The sequence below is a fragment of the Pseudomonas sp. B37(2017) genome, from assembly GCF_002112885.1.
In the GTDB taxonomy this organism is placed as follows: Bacteria; Pseudomonadota; Gammaproteobacteria; order Pseudomonadales; family Pseudomonadaceae; genus Aquipseudomonas; species Aquipseudomonas paraglycinae.
The window spans coordinates 1,085,721-1,104,412 of the sequence record NZ_NEIX01000001.1 but is presented as its reverse complement, the minus strand read 5'-3'; the positions used below and the strand labels follow the sequence as shown (position 1 = coordinate 1,104,412).

Genomic DNA, 18,692 nt, shown 5'->3' with positions numbered 1-18,692 from the left:
AGGCCTGCGCGACCCTTAGCCTTGGCGTCACTTTCCCAACTCATTGAGGTGTCATCATGCTTACGGGCAATCCGGCAGCGGCGGCCAAGGCCGAACCATCCGCTTCTCTTTCCGGCCTGATGGTCGCGTTCCTGGCATTCTGCTGCGGCGCGGTCGTGGCCAACCTTTATTACGCTCAGCCGATCGTCGAACTGATCGCGCCGCAGATCGGCCTGTCCAGCGCCAATGCCAGTCTGATCGTTTCACTCACGCAGTTCGGTTATGCATTGGGCCTGCTGTTGCTGGTGCCGCTGGCCGACCTGATGGAAAACCGCCGGCTGGTGGTGGGCTTTACCCTGGCGGCGAGCGTGACCCTGTTGTGCGCCGGTCTGACGCACTCGCCGTCGATGTTCCTTGTCCTGTCGTTGCTGATCGGCCTGACTTCGGTGGCGGTGCAGATTCTGGTGCCGTTGGCCGCGCATCTGGCGCCCGAGGCGACCCGTGGCCGGGTGGTGGGCAACATCATGAGTGGCCTGTTGCTGGGCATTCTGCTGTCGCGGCCACTGTCGAGTCTGCTGGTGGAAGTGTTCGGCTGGCGCGGTGTGTTTTTCAGCGCGGCGGCACTGATGGCCGTCATCGCACTGATCACGGCGATCGCCTTGCCGCGCCGCGTTCCGAGCCATCAGGCGACGTACGTGGCGCTGATCGGCTCGGTGTTTGCGCTGGCCCGTCGGCACGCGGTTCTGCGCCAGCGTTCGCTGTATCAGGGCTTGCTGTTCGCCAGCTTCAGCCTGTTCTGGACCCTCGCACCGATCGAGCTGATGCGGCACCACGGTTTCAGTCAGGCACAGGTGGCGATTTTTGCCCTGGTTGGCGCTGTCGGCGCGGTCGCAGCGCCGATTGCCGGGCGGCTGGCCGATGCCGGGCACGGTCGGCGCGGGACGCTCGTTGCACTGTTGCTGGCGCCAGCCTCGTTGCTGATCGCCGCGCTGCCGGGCAGCAGCTATGTCTGGCTGGTGATTTGCGCGGTGCTGCTGGACTTCGCCGTGCAACTGAACATGGTGCTGGGCCAGCGCGAGGTGTACGCCATCGACCCGCACAGCCGCGCACGCCTGAATGCCGTGTACATGACCAGCATCTTCGTCGGCGGCGCGCTGGGATCGTTGGTTGCCAGTCCGCTTTACGAGCATTTTGGCTGGAACCTGTCCGCCGTATCCGTGGCGTTGCTGCCGGCGCTGGCTCTGGCGCTGTTCCTGAGCCGCAAGGCCGATGCCTGAACCGCAGGCACCGCTGAGTCCGATGAAGCACGGTCCTACAAGACGATTGGCGAACGGTGATGCACAATCATCACCGTTTCCTTTCGATCGGGCTCCACTTATGGACAAGTTGCTGGCACTGAAGATGTTCGTTGAAACCGTCCGTTGCGGTGGTTATTCCTCGGCGGCGCGCAAACTCGGCATCTCCACCTCTTCGGTGACACGCCAGGTGGCCGGGCTGGAAAACGAATTGGGCGCCAGCCTGCTCAATCGCACGACACGCAACACCAGCGTGACGGTCGCCGGCCAAACCTATTTCGAGAAAGCGGTGGCCATTCTCGATGCCATCGATGAGGCCGACGCGGTGGTCGCCGACCGTGGCAGCGATGCGCAGGGACGCCTGCGCATCAGTGTGCCGGTGGAGTTCGGCCGACAGATCATTGCACCGCAACTGGGGGTATTGCTCGACCGCCATCCGGGGCTTGAAATCAGTGTGTCGTTGAGCGATCAGGTCAGCGATCTGCTGAGCGAGCAGATCGATGTCTCGGTGCGACTGGGATCGTCGGTGGTCAGTGACGATATCGTCAGCAAGCGGGTGGGCGGCTTCCAGCGCTGGGTGGTGGCGAGTCCGGATTACCTGAGCGGTCACGCTGTGCCGGCGCATCCACGTGACTTGCTTGAGCATCAATGCCTGCGCTTCGACTACGCTGGTTCGCACCAGCACTGGACGTTCCAGGGCGATGAGGAAACCATCCAGCTCAATGTGCATGGCCGCCTGCAAAGCAACAACGCCGACATCCTGCGCGAAGCCGCGGTGGCGGGGCGCGGGGTGGCCCTGCTGGCCGACTGGCTGGTGCGCGCCGATGTCGAGGCGGGTCGGTTGACGCGGCTGCTGGAGGGGTATGAAGTCAACCCCGGCAATGCGAGCTGCTGCATCAATGCGTTGTATCTGCCCAATCACCGGGGCTCCAGTCGTATCAATGTGTTCATTGATTTTCTGGCGGAAATTCTGGCGACGGATCCATCGAGTCAACGCTAGATTGCCGTTTGCTGACGCTGCGCTATTGGTGGGTCAGGGTTCTCCCGCCGGCAGTGCTCCATTCCCTTAACACCTTCGTTTGATTGCCGCGTGTCGGTTTTACTGCAAAGATTTTCGTTGGTTTTTCCCCCTGCATTTCTCTCAGCTACGGTTAGCAATGGTGCCGAACGGCATACAGGTAACGGTGCCCCATGATCCAGCGATTACCAACGGCTGCGACGGCGATGAATGAAGGCATGCAGATTCTGTGGGACGACGGAGAACGCATTCTCCACCGGGCCAGACGTGCTTCTGGCGGTCGCGAGGTTGATGTCCTGATCGCCTCGCTCGCTGCGGAGCAACCATCGGGCGCCAGCGTCGAGCGTCTTGCCCATGAATTTTCCCTGAGAGACCAATTGGAGGGCGACTGGGCGGCGTGCCCCCTGGAGCTGTTGCAGGACGATGGCCGCGTGCAACTGGTGCTCGAAGACCCGGGTGGTGTGCCGCTGGCCCGTTTGCTGACGGCTCCCCTGGACGTTGCGACGTTTCTGCCGTTGGCCATCAGCATCGCGGTGGCGCTGGGCAAGTTGCATCGGCGCGGTCTGATTCACAAAGACATCAAGCCCGCTCACCTTCTGGTGAATTGCCCCGACGGGCACGCGCGACTCACCGGTTTTGGCCTTGCATCGCGCCTGCCTCGCGAACGCCACGCCGCTGAACCACCCGAGACGTTGTCCGGGACCCTGGCCTATATGGCTCCGGAACAGACGGGCCGGATGAACCGCTCGGTGGATTCGCGCAGCGACCTCTATGCGTTCGGCGTCACGCTCTATCAAATGCTCACCGGGTCGTTGCCGTTCAGCGCCGCCGACCCCATGGAATGGCTGCATTGCCATATCGCGCGCATGCCAATGCCGCCGAGTGCGCGCGTAGCGACGGTGCCGGAGGTGCTGTCTCGAATCGTCATGAAACTGCTGGCCAAGACTGCCGAGGAGCGCTATCAGTCTGCGCTTGGCGTCGAGCAGGATCTGCGCCGTTGTCTGGCAGGCTGGCATCAGCAGCACGTGGATGAGTTTGCGCTGGACGAGCAGGGGACATGCGACCGTTTGCTGATCCCCGAAAAACTCTACGGCCGAGAGGCTGAAGTCCAGACGCTGATCGCCGCATTCGAACGGATCGCCGTCAGCCGCCGACCGGAGCTGGTGCTGGTTTCCGGCTATTCGGGCATCGGTAAATCCTCGGTGGTCCACGAGCTGCATCAAACCCTGGTGCCGGTGCGCGGATTTTTCGCCAGCGGCAAATTCGATCAGTACAAACGCGACGTGCCTTATTCGACCCTGGCCCAGGCGTTTCAGGGACTGGTGCGCACGCTTCTGGGCCAGAGCGATTTGCAGATGGCCGGCTGGCGCAATGCGCTGCAGCAAGCGCTGGGCGCCGAGGCGCGGTTGGTGACGGACCTGATCCCGGAACTGAAACTGATCATCGGCGATACGTCGCCTGTGGCGGATCTGGAACCGCCACAGGCGCAACGCCGGTTCTTGCGGGTATTGCGACGGTTCATCGGCGTGTTTGCCCGCGCCGAACATCCACTGGTGCTGTTTCTCGACGACTTGCAGTGGCTGGACGTGGCGACGCTCAATTGGCTGGAGGAACTGCTGACCCGTTCCGACTTGCAGCACTTGATGCTGATCGGCGCTTACCGCAGCAACGAGGTGGATGCCTCGCACCCATTGACCACCCGGTTGAGCGCCATCAAAGCAGCGGGCGGCCGGGTGCAGGAGATAACTTTGTTGCCGCTGGCCGGATCGCATATCGCGCAATTGGTCGCCGAGTCGTCGCGTTCCGAGCCGTCGTACATCGCGCCGCTCGCACAACTGATTCTGGACAAGACCGCGGGCAATCCTTTCTTCGTCATTCAGTTTCTGCAAACCCTCGTCGAACAGGATCTGCTGACCTTCGACCATGACAGCAGGCAGTGGGTCTGGGACGCACAACGCATTCATGCCAAGGGCTACACCGACAATGTGGTCGATCTGATGCTCGACAAACTGGCGCGGTTGCCCGCTGAAACGCAGCAGGCGTTGCAGCAGATGGCCTGCCTGGGCAACGTCGCGGATGTCGCTTCACTGGCTACCGTTCTGGGCCTGCCTGACGCGCAGGTTCACGGGGTGTTGTGGCCGGCGGTTCGTCACGAGTTGATCACGCGTCAGGACAGCGTCTATGGCTTCGTTCACGACCGGGTCCGGGAAGCCGCGTATCTGCTGGTTGATGAGGCTTCCCGTGCGCAGCATCACCTGCGGATCGGGCGTTTGCTGGTGGAGAAGACGCCGGCAGACAAGCATGCAGAAAAGATTTTCGAGATGGTCGGCCAGCTCAATCGTGGCGCCGTGCTGATGGACCGACAACAGGAGCGCGAACACCTCGCGCAGTTGAACCTGCTGGCGGGCGAGCGGGCCAGAGCGTCGACGGCCTACGCTTCGGCGCTGACGTATTTTGCCCAGGGCGCAGCGCTGCTGGATGAGGACGGCTGGGAGCATCAGCGTGAATTGATGTTTGCGCTGGAGTCCGGCCGGGCCTTGTGCGAATTCCTCACCCGGCAATTAGGGGCAGCCGAAGCCCGTCTGCGGCAATTGTCACGCCGTGCAGAGTCCTTGATCGAACGCACCCGGGTCGCCTGCCTGCAAGCGGATCTCTACCTGATTCTGAACCAGAGCGACAACGCGGTGACGGTCTGCCTGGCTTTCCTGCGTTATCTGGGGATCGAGTGGTCGCCTCATCCCGATGACGACGAGGTGCGTGACGAATATCAGCGGATCGGGCAACGGCTGGGCGAGCGCCCCATCGAGGCACTGATCGACCTGCCGCCCATGGTGGATGAAATCGCACTCGCCACCCTTGAAGCACTGACCAAGCTGATCGTCACGGCGGTCCACATGGACGGCAATCTTCCGGGCCTGGCCATGTGCCGGGCGATCAACCTGAGCATCGAATACGGCAACAGCGACGCCTCGTGCGTGGCCTATGCCAACGTCTCCCGGATCGCCGGACGACGGTTCGCGGACTATCCGGCCGGTCTGGCGTTCGCGGAGCTGGGCTGCCGGCTGGTCGAACGGCGCGATCTGGAACGCTACAAGGCACGTACGCAACTGGCGTTCTGGCTGTTTGCCAAGCGCTGGGCTCAACCGATACGCACGTGCCTTGAACCTTTGGCCCAAATATTTGAAGTGGCGAACCGCACCGGCGATCTGCCGATTGCCGCGTTTACCGGCAACAGCCGGGTTTCCAACCTGCTGGCCACTGGCGAGCCTTTGGCCGGGTTGCAGGAGGAGGCTGAACGCGGGCTGGCGTACGCCAGAAAAATCGGCTTCGGCGTGGTCATCGATTTCATCGAAACCCAGTTGGCGTTTATCCGGATGCTTCGGGGCCAGACGCCAATCTTCGGCGATATCGGCCCGGGAGCGTTTTCCGAGCGCCACCCCGAGGATCACCAGACCTCGCTGGTCGCGATTTGCTGGCACTGGATTCGCACGTTGCAGGCCTGCTATTTCGCCGGTCAGTACGAGGCAGCAGCAGAGGCCGGCGTGGCCGCTCGACAATTGCTTCGCTCATCGCACTCGTTCCTCGAGGAGGCCGAATATTGCTTCTATCAGGCCTTGACCTTCGCCGCCCTGTGCAGCGCCAAGCCTGCCGGAGAGCGGCACGAGCAACTCGAGGTCATTACCGCACAATACCGGCAACTGCAGGTCTGGGCCGAACTCTGCCCGGATAATTTCGCCAGCCACGCCGCGTTGCTGGCGGGTGAAATCGCTCGCCTTGAAGGTCGATTGCTGGAGGCCGAACATGGCTACGAGCAGGCGATCGAACTGGCGCAGCGCAGCGGCTTCCTGCAGATCGAAGCATTGGCCAACGAGCTCGCCGCGCGCTTCTATCAACACCGTGGGTTGCAAAAGATTGCCCGGGTCTATCTGCAGGATGCCCGCTACGGCTACCAGCGCTGGGGTGCCGAGGGCAAGGTTCGACAACTGGAGGCCGAGCACCCGTTTCTGCGGGTCGAAAAACCGCTGCCCGGTCCCACCAGTACCGTCGCGACACCGGTCGAGCATCTGGACTTGGCCACCGTGCTGAAGGTGTCGCAAGCGGCCTCCAGTGAAATCGTCCTCGAAAAGCTGATCGACATGATCATGCGCACGGCGATTGAACAGGCCGGCGCACAGCGCGGCGTGCTGATCCTGACGGAGCAGGGCGAGCAGCGGATCGTCGCCGAGGCAACTACCCGCGATGACACCACTCACTTGGATCTGCACGATGCGCCGGTGGCGACGAAGCTGCTGCCGGAGTCGGTCCTGAACCACGTGCTGCGCACCCAGGAAAATCTGGTGCTGGATGATGCTTTGGGCGAACCATCGTTCGCTGCCGATCCGTACGTTCGCCAGCATCGCGCGCGCTCGGTACTGTGCCTGCCGTTGCTCAATCAGGCGAAGCTGATCGGCGCGCTGTACCTGGAAAACAACCTGACGTCACGGGTATTCAGCCCTGCACGAATCGCTGCGCTCAGGCTGGTCGCTTCTCAAGCGGCGATCTCGCTGGTCAATGCGCGCCTGTACCGCGATGTCGCCGAGCGCGAGGTCAAAAGCCGCGAGAGCGAGCAGCGTTATCGCGAGATACAGGCCGAGCTGGCCCATGCCTGCCGCGTTGCGACGATGGGGCAGCTCGCGGCCTCGATTGCTCATGAAGTCAGCCAGCCGCTGGCCTCGACACTGGCCAGCGCCCAGGCTGCCTTGCGCTGGTCGGGTGCCGCGCCACCTAACCTTGAAGAGACTCGCCTGTGCCTGGAGCGCATCGTCAAGGATGCCCATCGGGGCAGTGAGGTGCTGGATCGCATTCGCGGGCTGATTCGCAAGGCCCCTCAGCCGAAGGAGCCGGTCAACTTCAACGAGGTGATTGGCGAGGTCATCGAGATCACCCAGAGTCAGGCGCAGAAGGGTGGAGTGCTGGTGGAGGCGCAGATGGCGTCCGGTTTGCCACGAGTTGATGGCGACCGGGTCGAGCTGCAACAAGTGGTGCTCAACCTGGTGATGAACGCGCTGGAAGCCATGAGCGGTGCAGGCGTCATCAAGGGAGTGCTGCGTATCTGCACGCAGACCAATGAAGCGGGGCAGGTGTGGGTTTGTGTCAGCGATTCGGGACCGGGTTTCGGCGCGCATTCGATCGGGCAGTTGTTCACGCCGTTCTACACCACCAAACCCACGGGGCTGGGCATGGGGCTGTCGATTTGCCGCTCGATCATCGAGACCCATGGCGGCCAATTGTGGATCGAGGCCAATCAGCCGTGCGGTGCGATCGTCCAGTTTGTTCTGCCGGCCGATGCCGTACTGCTTCCGTAATCACAAAAAAAGGCGCCCGCCAAAATAACCGTGGCGGGCGCCTGGGAGTGCGCAGCAGTAGAGTGATCGTGGAGCGTCGGGGGATCAGGCCACCGGAATCAACGGGTCGGCAGCGGCCAGTGCGGTTGCACGATCGGCGGCCGGTGGGTAAATCCATACGGTGTTGATCTGGGTCTTGAGGTCTTTGGCTTCTTGCCCGACCAGTTTCAATTGGCGGTCCCAGCCTTCGGTGAACACCGCGCCCCAGGCGCCGAGATCAAGGCAGGTCACGTACTTGGGCTGGCTGTAGGTCATCGGTGCGACGCCGATCAGGTCAGCCGCTACATTGTTGCCGGCATAACGGCCCAGGCAAATGGCGTGCTGGCAGGACATTGCAGCGTAGTTTCCGAGGTCATCCGTGGCGGCATAAGCCACATCGCCGGCGGCGAAGACATCCACGTGTCCCAGCACTTTCAGGTTGCCGTCGACATGCAGACGACCTTGCGGATCACGGCTGCCAGGCACCTGTTCGGTGAGCGGGCTGGCGCGGAAACCAACAGTCCAGACTACGGTGTTGGACTCGATCCGTTTGCCGTCGGCCAGGGTCACGCCGCCGGCATCGACCGAGGCGACCGAAGCGTCGAGTACCCATTCGATGCCCAATTCTTTGGACGCTTCGACAATGGACGGGCGAATGCCGTCACCCATGGTCGCGGCGATTTGCGGCGCGCGATCCACCACGATGACCTTGATCTGCGCATCGTCACCCAGTGCGGCACGCAGGCGGGCCGGCATTTCGGTGGCGGTTTCGATCCCGGTAAAACCGCCACCGGCGACCACCACGGTATTTCGCGCAGCGCTCGGTGGCAGGTTCTTCAAGGACTTGATATGGGCTTCGAGGCGGGCGGCCTCTTCGATCTGATCGACGTCGAAGGCGTGTTCGATCATGCCCTTGAGCGGTGGGCGAATCACGCGACTGCCGGCGGCCAGTACCAGTCGGTCGTAGCTCAGCGTACCTTGCGTGCCGAAGGCATCGCTGTAGGTCACTTGCTTGCTGGCGGTGTCGATGCTGTCGGCGATGCCTTTGACGAATTTCACGCCGACCGCATCGAACAGTTCACCCAGCGGCGCCTTCATGTTGTGGACATCCGGCTCGTAGAAACGCGGGCGGATGCGCAGTTCTGCCTGGGGCGCGAGGACGGTGATCTGCACGTCGTTACGATCATGCTGGTCCAGCAGACGTGCGGCGCTCAAGGCGCTCCAGACTCCACCAAACCCTGCGCCTATCACTAAAATGTGCTGTTTCATCGGATGACTCCTGAGGAAATTCTGATCGTTGAACGGCTTGTCTGTTCACGCGTGACCGTCTCCCGGTCTGTACGAAAATGGTTGTTGTGAACAACCGCAGAACCGGTTCGATTCGCTGGAGAAGATGCTATCGGGGAAGGCACGGCGAGACACTTCTACATAGGGTCAGTGTCGACATGCTTAGGTGTGAGGTGGGGTATACACAGGTATAGGTAGAGGGCGGTCAAACGGGCCGATTGAACGCACTTTCGATGCAGGTGATGAGTTCGCCGCAAGGAAAAGGCTTGGGGAAGTAGGCAAGCGGCTCGGGGAATGCTGCGTCGACCTGAGGCGGTGGCCCTTGATAGCCAGTGATGAAAATGATCGGGATGCGGATGCCTCGGGCGCACAGCGCGTCGTACATCTGGATGCCCGACAGACCGGGCATCTGGATGTCCGAGATGATGCAGCCGGGGCGGGGCGGTGCAGTCATCGCCAGAAAAGCCTCCGCGTTCGGGTACAACTGCACGGTGTAGCCGTGCGAACGCAACAGGCTGTCCAGCGCCATGCGCACGGATTCATCATCATCGACAACCGAAACAACAGCGGTGTGGGACATTGCTTTACCAGGGCTGATCTCGGGTAGCCCGTCAAGGACGCCCGCCATTTCCGCACCATACGCCGCTCGGTCCGGCGGCGTACTTATACGTGTGTATAGCGACAGTATTTGAATGTCTGCGGGCCCGGTGCCATTGCGGCGTGTGGCGTCAGCGCGAGAACCGGCTGCGGTATTCCCGGGGCGTGACCGAGAGGTGACGGTAGAAGGTATCGCGCATGCGTTCCTCGTCGCCGAACCCGCACAGCAGAGCGATCTGGTCGATGTTGCGCTGAGAATCCTCGAGCATCCGTCGTGCGGCTTCCAGCCGAAACAGCTCAAGCGCCTTGGCCGGCGTGCGACCGACCTTGCGCTTGTAAACTCGCGCGAAATTGCGCGGACTCATCTGCGCCTGGCGGGCCAGGGATTCAACGTTCAGGCGGGTGTCGCCGAGGTTTTCGCTGATCCACAGGTGCAATTCGTCGAAGCAGCCTCGGTCGTCGATCTGCGATTGCAGCAACTGGCTGAACTGCGCCTGACCGCCGGGACGTTTGAGAAAAACCACCAGCTCCCGCGCCACCTGCAACGCGACCGCACGGCCGCAATCGGCCTCGACCAGCGCCAGCGCCATGTCGATTCCGGTGGTGACCCCGGCGGAAGTCCAGACTTTGCCTTGCTGGATGTAGATCGCATCAAGGTCGACATCGACACTTGGAAAACCACCCTTGAGCATGTCGCACATTCCCCAGTGGGTGGTCGCGCGCAATCCTTCCAGCAGCCCGGCCTGGGCCAGCAGAAAAGTGCCGCTGCACACCGAGGCGGTGCGTCTGGCGTTGACTGACGCCGCGCGCAGCCAGTCCACCAGTGCAACATTGTCGAGCATGGCCTGACGGATGTTCGGCGCACCGGGCACGATCAGCGTATCGATCGCGGTTTCGTCAAAGGTGTGCAGGGGCAGGGTGTCGACCGACAGCCCTTCGGCAGTAGTGATCAATCCGCCTTCGAGACTTGCGGTGTGTATCGCGTAGCCAGGCAAGCCGCGTTCAGCCCTGGCTTTGGACGCTGCCCAGAACACGGTCTGTGCGCCGGTCAGGTCCAGCAAGCCCATTTGCGGATACGCCAGGAACACCAGGGTGCGCGGTTGCGCGAGCAAACAGGTGAGCGGGTCGGGTTGGAGAAGAATCGAGTTCATGACTGCTTTGAAGGCTGGGTGACCGCCAGTTTTCGACGATCCGGTGTGCCGTAGTGTCCGCGTTTGCGGACAGGAGCGCGAATATACATTGGTATGGGGCACAGTCTCTTTAGCGCCGGTCGTACTCGCTCAATCCGGCGAAAACCCTATACCCGCGTATGGTGTTGGCCGTCGTGGTCGCGATGCACACTCGATTTCAAGGAGCGCTATTTCGCTCTTGCGGCATTCCTCCGAGAAATCCTGACTCAGCCAAAAGGAAAGCGACCATGTCTACCTATCTGAACCACTCCCAACAAACCAGCACAGCCACCAGCCTGCCGTTCACCTCGAACTTCGGTCAGGCCCAGGAGCTGGTGCCTTCGCGCTACGCACTGCAGGTCGGCGACATCGACGTGGTGGTGATCAGCGATGGCGTGCTGCCGCTGCCGACCTCGACCATGTCGACCAATGCCGATCCGCAGGCTCGCGCCGCGTGGTTCAAGGACATGTTCCTGGGGCCGGACGCGTTCGACTGGGCACTCAACGTGCTGGTGGTGCGCAGCGGCGAGCAGATCATTCTGGTCGACGCGGGCCTGGGCGGGCAGTTTCCCGGCTTCCCTCGGGCCGGCCAGCTGCCGAAACGGCTGGAAGCGGCCGGAATCGATCTGGCAGCCGTGACCGACATCGTGATCACCCACATGCACATGGACCATGTCGGTGGTCTGCTGGTGGATGAAGTGAAGAGCCGGCTGCGTCCTGACGTGCGCATCCACGTGTCGGCGAAAGAGGTCGAGTTCTGGGAGACGCCGGACTTCACCCAGACCGTCATGCCGGCGCCGGTGCCTGACGTTTTGCGCGCGACGGCCAATCAGTTCATCAACGATTACCGCCGCCAGGTGCGCACCTTCGACGATGAATACGAAGTGGCGCCGGGTGTGGTGGTCAAGCTGACGGGTGGACATACGCCGGGGCACAGCATTGTCTACGTCAACTCGGGTGGCGAACGCCTGACCTTCGCCGGCGACGCCTTGTTTCCGGTGGCCTTCGAGCACCCGGAATGGCACAACGGTTTCGAGCATGATCCTGAAGAGTCGGTGCGTGTTCGGGTGCGCCTGATGCGCGAGGCGGCGGCGAGCGGTGAGTGGTTTGTCGCCACCCACCTGCCGTTCCCGTCGGTGGGCCGAGTGGCGGTCGATGGTGATGCGTTCCGCTGGATCGCAGCGTTCTGGGATTACTGATCGGCTGTCGGCGGCCCGGCTGCATTCGGCCGGGCTCGATAGAAATCAGGCCCCGCAAGTGGTGAACTTGCGGGGCCTTTTTTGTTTTGAGGTTTATCGATCGGGCAGGGCCGCGGCTCTTTTTGGGGGCTCAACGTCCACGCATCAGCGCCTGCTCGATGCAGGCCAGCAGTGCTTCGGTATGGAAGGGTTTGGAGAAGTAGCCTTGCGGCGTCTTCACACGGGTGCTGAATTCAGGGGGCAGGCCTGGCTTGCCGGTGATGAAGATCGTCGGAATGTGGATCTTCCTGGCCGCCAGTGCCTCGTACATTTCGACCCCGCACATGCCGGGCATCTGAATGTCCGAAATCAGACACCCGGTCTGCTCTGGCGCGCTGGATTCAAGAAATGCCAAAGCGCTGGTGAAAGTCTTGACTGTATAACCGCAAGACCGCAGCAAACTGTCCAGTGAAACCAGAACAAGTTCGTCATCATCGACAACTGAAATAATAGCTGAGTTGAACATGGGGTAAACCTTGCGTCTTTTGCGGGTGGCTGTAGCGCCCGCCATACTTGCAAGATACGCTTTCAAAAATTGTGGAATAGTATACGTGCGTATGTTTGGTTGGTTTTTTGTTAGTTGCGACAGTTAATCAATTATTCAGGAAACAAGTGGTTGTTGATTAACGAAAGAAAATAACCGTTATGCCGAGTGCAGGCCTCGAAAAGTTGCCGGCTGGCGTAGTCGTTGTTGGCAATTGCGCTGGCGCGACAGTCACGGAACAAGGCGTCGGCGGCCCGTAGCGTTCGCAGGGCGCGATCGATGCCTTTCAGGCAGTCGGCGAAACACAAAAGCTCTGCAGCGTCATTGAGACGGTAAAGCGCGTCACGCTGGGCATGGCCGCCCAGGTCTGTGATGCCGGTGACGAGGAAGTCGGCGTATCGGGTATTGGCATTCAGCAATCTGCGCAACAGTGTCTGCACCGGCAAAAAGCTGACGGTGCGCAATGTCTGCTGGCTGTGTCTGAGTCGCGCCAGAATGCCCAGCGTAGCGCCCAGAGTCTGCGTCAACGCGTCGATGATCTCCACGCGTTCAGCGGTGGACAAGGATGTGTGCGTGCCATAGCGACTGACGCAGGGCGGGTGACTGACAAGATAGAGTTTGTGCGGTGCGTTCATGACCACCGTCTCCGGCTAGCGCTCGGGCGCGATTGAATGTTGTGATTGCAGCAGCGGACTCCATTGCTCCTGGTTGTCCGGGCGCCGGTAGTAAACAACCATGCGCCGGGCGACCTGCATGGCCACATCGCGACCGTTGTCGGCCTCGACCAGCGCCAGCGCCAGATCGATCCCCGCGCTGACACCGGCGGAGGTCCACACCGAGGCCTGGCGGACGAAAATCGCTTCGCGATCCAGTTCGACCTTGGGGTACAGCCGCTCGAACATGTCAGCCATCAACCAGTGTGTCGCCACGCGCAGACCATCGAGCAAACCAGCCTGGGCCAGGAAAAAAGCGCCGCTGCACACCGACGTCGTACGGCTGGCCGTGGCTGAGGTGACGCGCAACCAGTCCACCAGCGGCGCGTTGTCGAGCATGGCCTGGCGGATGGACGCCGAGCCCGGAACAATCAGCGTATTGATCGGCTCGTCGCTTAGCTCATCCAGCCGCTGGGTTTGCACCACTAGGCCTTCGCCGGTCCGCACCGGCCCGCCTTGCAGGCTCGCGGTGTGCAAGGCATAACCGGGCAAACCGAGTTGCGCCAGTCGGCAGGTCGCTGCCCAGAACACGGTCTGGGCACCGGTCAGATCCAGCAGGCCCATTTGCGGGTACGCGACGAAAACAACGGTACGGCCTGATTGCGGGGTTTCGGGTCCAGCGCCAGGGTTTGTACTTTCGATAGGCAATGCGGATCTCCATATCGCCACCGGGCGACGTCAGGGATGTATGACGGTCATTGATCGTGTTCGAGCGCAGCCAATGGAATCGCAAACACAAACTGCGTGCCGACGCCCTCGGTGCTGTTGACCCAGATGCGCCCGCCGTGGAATTCAATGATCGAGCGGCAAATCGAGAGCCCCATTCCCAGGCCCGTTGGCTTGGTCGTGAAGAACGGATCGAACAGTGAAGGCAGGATGTCTTCGGCAATGCCGACGCCGGAGTCGGCGATTTCAAGCACGGCCTCGTTGTGCAGGATCGAGGTGGTGATCCGCAGCGTCCGGGCCCGTTCATGCACGTTGGCCATGGCCTGGCAGGCGTTGATGATCAGATTGATGATGACTTGCTGCAGCTGCACCCGGTCGCCTTTGATCAGTGCGCTGCTTGTGCCCAGTTGGGCGTGCGGGCGAACCTCATGGAAGCAGATGTCGTGTTGCATGAGCGTCAGCGAGTCACTGACGATGTCGTCGAACACTTCGACATTGCGCTGCACCTCGCTGTGTCGTGACAGGGCCCGAATGCAGGCGATGACATCGGAAACCCGGACGGAGTTTTGAATGATTCGATCCAGCGAACGGCGCGCTTCTTCCAGGTTGGGCTCGGGACGGTTGATCCAGCGCTTGCAGGATTCGCCGCTGGTGATGACCGCCGCCAGCGGCTGATTGATTTCGTGGGCAATCGACGCGGCCAGTTCGCCCATGGAGGTCAGGCGCGTGACGTGGGCGAGGGTGGCTTGCGAGTGAAACAGCGCCTCTTCGGACTGTTTGCTGGCGGTCACGTCCATCAGCGCCCCGGCATATTCCGTGCGCCCGCGATGCCTGGGCATGGGGCTGGCGATCATCTGTACATGCTTGATCCGGCCATCGGGCATGACCAGCCGATGCTCTGCTTCGATCAGCTCCTGCCGGCGCGCGAACTGGTCCAGCACCTGATCGATCACCGGCAGATCATCGGGATGGGTGCGTGACTTGACCAGGGCGAGTGTCGGGGGGACGTTCGGCGGATACTCGAAAATGCGCGAAGACTCTTCCGACCAGGACAAGGACACGCTGACTTTCTTGTCGATGATGAAACCGATACTGCCGGTGTGACTGAGCTTCTGTGCGCCGAGAAAGAACGCTTCCTTGCGCCGCAGCGTTTCAGTGGCGCGCTTGCTGCGCAGTGCCAGCAGGGAAATGGTCGTCAGCGCGATCACGCACCTGACGAATCCGGCGATGCCCCGGTGATCGCGATAGCCTTCGTCGACCAGGAAGTCGGCGGTCAGCAGCGTGAGGCAACCCAGCGCGACGGCCAGGAATACCGGAACCGGGAAGATGTTCGCGGACATGAACACCAGCGTGATGTAGAACAACGTCGGCGCAACATCCAGATCAAGGTACGCGTTGGTGATATAGATCATGCTGCCGACCGCAATGGCGGCCAGCCAAGCGAAGGCGTCTGAGCAAAGAAGTTGTGCGCGACGTTTGATGATAGACATTTATTCTTCCAGATTTTTGCTATCGGACGGCAGGTCGTGTTCTTTCGATGAAGCAGGCAAACGCTATGAAAGGCGTATTAATGAAGAGGTTTAAAGTCTGAAGTTGTTTTTCAGGCATGACGGTTGTTGGCGACTGTCGGTCATTCACCAATCGTTGTATTGAGTAATGTTTATTTGAATAAAGATGTTATTCGAAGACTTATTCTCTGGCACCGCTGCATTGGGTCAATCGAAGTATGACTGTGTATGAAAGGGATATACCTAAGTGTTAGTTGCGCCGGGTCTGTCGATGTCTTGTCTGATGGCACAAGCATGCGCCATCCCGGCAATCCTGAGCCGTACCGTATCGGTTCATCCGGTCACCGATTGACAGGCTGCGCCGCGATGACTTCGGCCATGCGTACCAAATCGGCAAAAGAGCGCGCGCCCATCTTGCGCATGGCCTGGCCCCGGTGGATCTTCACGGTGATTTCACTGAGGCCGATTTCTCCGGCGATCTGCTTGTTCATCAGGCCCGAGGCTGCCAGCGCCATGACCGTTTGCTCACGGGGAGTCAGCGTCCCATGGCGCGCGCGCAGTTCATCGGCATGTCGCCCGGACTCGCGACGCTGCTTGTCCCGCGAGTGCGCGGCACACACTGCATCGATCAGGTCCTGCTCGCGAAACGGTTTGGTCAGGAAGTCCACCGCGCCGGCTTTCATGGCGCGCACCGTCATGGCGATATCGCCGTGTCCGGTGATGAACACGATCGGCACGTTGATGCCGGCGGCGGCCAGTTCACTCTGGAAATCCAGCCCGCTGCTGCCTTGCAGGCGCACGTCGAGCACCAGGCAACTGACGGTGTCCGGACGTTGATATTTCATGAATTCGGCGACCGACCCGAACAGTTCGACCTTAAGGCCAATGGAACGCAACAGGCTGCCGAGGGATTCGCGCAGCGCTGCATCGTCGTCGACGATGAATACCACCGGCTCGCTGGGGGTGTTGCTGATGGGATTGTTGTTCATTGCTTTTTTCCCAAGAGTTATGACGTTGTGGGTCTCGTCGTGGTATCGGCGAGGACCCATCAAGAATATGCGAATCCCTCGGCACGGGGGCCTGTTTTTGCTCGTTCAAGTTTATGCCCGACCAAAGGCACGGTCATGCTGCAGGTGTGGGCGGGGGAGCAGATAAACGGTTCAGCATCGTAGTGGCGCGGCACTCCGTCAGCTAGGACAAAAAACCCGAAAAAACCGCCATCGCAGCGGTCTTTTCGCGGCCGGATACAGCCACCCGTATCAAACGGTTCATACGCAAGTATCAAAACACTCACCTAACGCATGATCTCGCTGACCCCAAGTACCACAGACGCCCGGCAGGCTCGCCCTTAACCTTTATGAGCTCTCCGTCGATCTCAATGGCCGCGTGCCGGGTGGTGAACTTCATGAACAGAAATGATCTCCGTCGTGTCGACATCCATCTGCTGGTGGTCTTCGAGACGCTGATGCATGAGCGCAATGTCAGCCGGGTCGGCGAGAAGCTGTTTCTCGGTCAACCGACCATCAGTGCGGCATTGGGCCGTTTGCGCGTACTTTTCGACGACCCCTTGTTCGTGCGCGCGGGGAGGGTGATGGAGCCGACGGCGCGGGCCGAGGAGATTTTCGCCAACCTGACGCCGGCGCTGGATGGCGTGGTCGCGGCGTTGAGCCGTTGCCAGCCCTTCGAGCCGGGCACCAGCGAGGCGACCTTTCAGGTGGGCCTGTCCGACGATGTCGAATATGCGTTGCTCCCGCGACTGCTGCGCCAACTGCGTATCGAGGCGCCGAACATTGCCCTGGTGGTGTTGCGCGTCGATCAGCAGCAGATGTCGCAGCGGCTGTTCAATGGCGAGATCTCTCTGGGGATCAGCCCTACGCTCGATCTGCCGGCCAACGCCCGACGCAAGAGTCTGCGGTCGATCCGGCCGATGCTTTTGCGCTCGGACATGCGCCCGGGACTGCTGGCGCTCGATGAATTCTGCGAGCGACCGCACGCCATCGTGTCGTCCATGGGCAAGGCCAGGGATGACACCGACCACGCGCTGGACCTGCTCGGGCGTCGGCGCAAAGTGGTGCTGGCAGTGCCGCAGTTCAGTGCCTTGCCAAGGTTGTTGGCGCAGAGCGACATGCTGGTTATCGTGCCGGATTACGTGGCCAGGGCCATGGCCTCGGTTGAGGGTATCAGGGCCGAACCGGCCCCTCTGTTGCTGCCATCGCGGGAGCTTTCCATGGTCTGGCGTGCCGCTGCGCACAACGATTGCGCTCAGCGTTGGCTGCGTTCGCGTTGCCAGGCGTTTTTCGGCACGCCGATCGAGTTGCAGGTAGTGCCCAAGCTGCGCCCGGCGTTGCCCGTCGATCAGACGTTGATGATGGCGCGGTAGATAACTGCAACGGCTGTGTCATTCGCTCAATAAAAAAGCTCCGACTTGATCGGAGCTTTTCTTTTTACGGGGTTTTACGCGGCTTGCCGTGGGGGCGCGGACCCGGCACATCACGCATTGATGAACGCCAGAAGGTCCGCGTTGATGGTGTCGCCGTTCGTGGTGCACATGCCATGGGGCAGGCCGGGGTAGGTTTTCAGCGTGCCGTGCTTGAGCAGTTTGATCGACAGATGGGCCGAATCCGCGATCGGCACGATCTGGTCATCTTCGCCGTGCAATACCAAGGTCGGCACATCGATGTTTTTCAGGTCATCCGTGAAGTCGGTTTCGGAGAATGCGCTGATGCAGTCGTACTGCGCCTTGATCCCGCCGTTCATGCCCTGACGCCACCAGTTTTCGACGATCGCTTCAGACACTTTCGCGCCGGGGCGATTGAAGCCGTAAAACGGGCCGCTCGGAAAGTCGCGATAAAACTGGCTGCGGTTCTGCGCGAGTGCTTTGCGCAGTCCGTCAAACACTTCCATTGCAAGGCCGCCGGGATTTTTTGCGGTGCGCAGCATGATCGGCGGCACGGCGCCGATCAGCACGGCCTTGGCCACCCGGCCGCGACCATGCCGCGCCACGTAGCGCGCCACTTCACCGCCGCCGGTGGAGTGGCCGATGTGCACGGCGTTGCGGATGTTCAGGTGCGCCATCAACTCGGCAACGTCGGCGGCGTAGGTGTCCATTTCGTTGCCCGTGGCGGTCTGCGAAGAGCGACCATGGCCACGTCGATCATGGGCGATGACGCGAAAGCCCTTGCTGAGGAAAAACAGCATTTGCGCATCCCAGTCATCACTGGAAAGGGGCCAGCCGTGATGGAAAACGATCGGCTGGCCCTGGCCCCAGTCCTTGTAGAAAATCTGCGTGCCATCTTTGACGGTAAGCATTCCCGAGCCACTGCCGTTGCCGGCGCTTTTGCTGACCCCTGACGCGGATGCCGGTGTCTGCTGCGT

The 18,692-nt window shown here is 61.3% G+C and carries 14 protein-coding genes; 5 read left to right on the top strand and 9 right to left on the bottom strand.

Annotated features, from left to right (window positions below; all coding sequences use genetic code 11):
- The first annotated feature begins 56 nt into the window (after positions 1-56).
- The 3 genes from CAF90_RS04930 to CAF90_RS04920 all read left to right on the top strand — a co-directional run bounded on the left by CAF90_RS04930 (position 57) and on the right by CAF90_RS04920 (position 7,637).
- A complete protein-coding gene (locus CAF90_RS04930; protein WP_085604314.1) occupies positions 57-1,256 on the top strand; it encodes an MFS transporter in 1,200 nt (399 codons plus the stop codon).
- A gap of 100 nt (positions 1,257-1,356) precedes the next feature.
- Positions 1,357-2,274, top strand: a complete 918-nt coding sequence (locus tag CAF90_RS04925; RefSeq protein ID WP_085604311.1) for a LysR family transcriptional regulator — start codon at positions 1,357-1,359, stop codon at positions 2,272-2,274.
- Positions 2,275-2,510: 236 nt separating this feature from the next.
- Positions 2,511-7,637 (top strand): AAA family ATPase, encoded by a 5,127-nt coding sequence (locus CAF90_RS04920; protein ID WP_085605162.1) that lies wholly within the window; start codon positions 2,511-2,513, stop codon positions 7,635-7,637.
- Positions 7,638-7,721: 84 nt separating this feature from the next.
- Here CAF90_RS04920 and CAF90_RS04915 read toward each other — a convergent pair whose 3' ends face one another.
- From CAF90_RS04915 to CAF90_RS04905, 3 genes are all read right to left on the bottom strand, one after another.
- Positions 7,722-8,924 (bottom strand): NAD(P)/FAD-dependent oxidoreductase, encoded by a 1,203-nt coding sequence (locus CAF90_RS04915; protein ID WP_085604308.1) that lies wholly within the window; start codon positions 8,922-8,924, stop codon positions 7,722-7,724.
- Between the two features lie 223 nt (positions 8,925-9,147).
- Complete coding sequence (locus CAF90_RS04910; RefSeq protein WP_007955198.1) at positions 9,148-9,522, bottom strand: response regulator transcription factor; 375 nt, start codon at positions 9,520-9,522, stop codon at positions 9,148-9,150.
- Positions 9,523-9,670: 148 nt separating this feature from the next.
- Positions 9,671-10,690 carry a GlxA family transcriptional regulator gene (locus tag CAF90_RS04905; RefSeq protein WP_085604305.1) on the bottom strand — a complete coding sequence of 340 codons (1,020 nt, stop codon included), beginning with the start codon at positions 10,688-10,690 and terminating at the stop codon, positions 9,671-9,673.
- Between the two features lie 266 nt (positions 10,691-10,956).
- On the opposite strand from CAF90_RS04905, the gene CAF90_RS04900 reads away from it, so the two are divergent.
- Positions 10,957-11,907: an MBL fold metallo-hydrolase gene (locus tag CAF90_RS04900; protein WP_085604300.1), complete on the top strand. Its 951-nt coding sequence runs from the start codon at positions 10,957-10,959 to the stop codon at positions 11,905-11,907.
- 130 nt (positions 11,908-12,037) lie between these two features.
- On the opposite strand, the gene CAF90_RS04895 is transcribed toward CAF90_RS04900, so the two are convergent.
- The 5 genes from CAF90_RS04895 to CAF90_RS04875 all read right to left on the bottom strand — a co-directional run bounded on the left by CAF90_RS04895 (position 12,038) and on the right by CAF90_RS04875 (position 16,306).
- Positions 12,038-12,412, bottom strand: coding sequence for a response regulator transcription factor (locus tag CAF90_RS04895; protein WP_085604296.1), 375 nt, complete (start codon positions 12,410-12,412; stop codon positions 12,038-12,040).
- 131 nt (positions 12,413-12,543) lie between these two features.
- Positions 12,544-13,065, bottom strand: a complete 522-nt coding sequence (locus CAF90_RS04890) for a hypothetical protein (protein ID WP_085604294.1) — start codon at positions 13,063-13,065, stop codon at positions 12,544-12,546.
- 15 nt (positions 13,066-13,080) lie between these two features.
- Positions 13,081-13,707 carry an AraC family transcriptional regulator gene (locus tag CAF90_RS04885; RefSeq protein WP_371915853.1) on the bottom strand — a complete coding sequence of 209 codons (627 nt, stop codon included), beginning with the start codon at positions 13,705-13,707 and terminating at the stop codon, positions 13,081-13,083.
- Between the two features lie 131 nt (positions 13,708-13,838).
- Positions 13,839-15,299, bottom strand: coding sequence for an ATP-binding protein (locus tag CAF90_RS04880; protein ID WP_085604287.1), 1,461 nt, complete (start codon positions 15,297-15,299; stop codon positions 13,839-13,841).
- A gap of 359 nt (positions 15,300-15,658) precedes the next feature.
- A complete protein-coding gene (locus CAF90_RS04875) occupies positions 15,659-16,306 on the bottom strand; it encodes a response regulator transcription factor (RefSeq protein WP_085604284.1) in 648 nt (215 codons plus the stop codon).
- A gap of 416 nt (positions 16,307-16,722) precedes the next feature.
- On the opposite strand from CAF90_RS04875, the gene CAF90_RS04870 reads away from it, so the two are divergent.
- Positions 16,723-17,697 carry a LysR family transcriptional regulator gene (locus tag CAF90_RS04870; RefSeq protein WP_085605160.1) on the top strand — a complete coding sequence of 325 codons (975 nt, stop codon included), beginning with the start codon at positions 16,723-16,725 and terminating at the stop codon, positions 17,695-17,697.
- Positions 17,698-17,807: 110 nt separating this feature from the next.
- Here the strand turns inward: CAF90_RS04870 and CAF90_RS04865 are convergent, their stop codons facing one another.
- Complete coding sequence (locus CAF90_RS04865) at positions 17,808-18,626, bottom strand: alpha/beta fold hydrolase (RefSeq protein ID WP_218191703.1); 819 nt, start codon at positions 18,624-18,626, stop codon at positions 17,808-17,810.
- Positions 18,627-18,692: the final 66 nt, after the last annotated feature.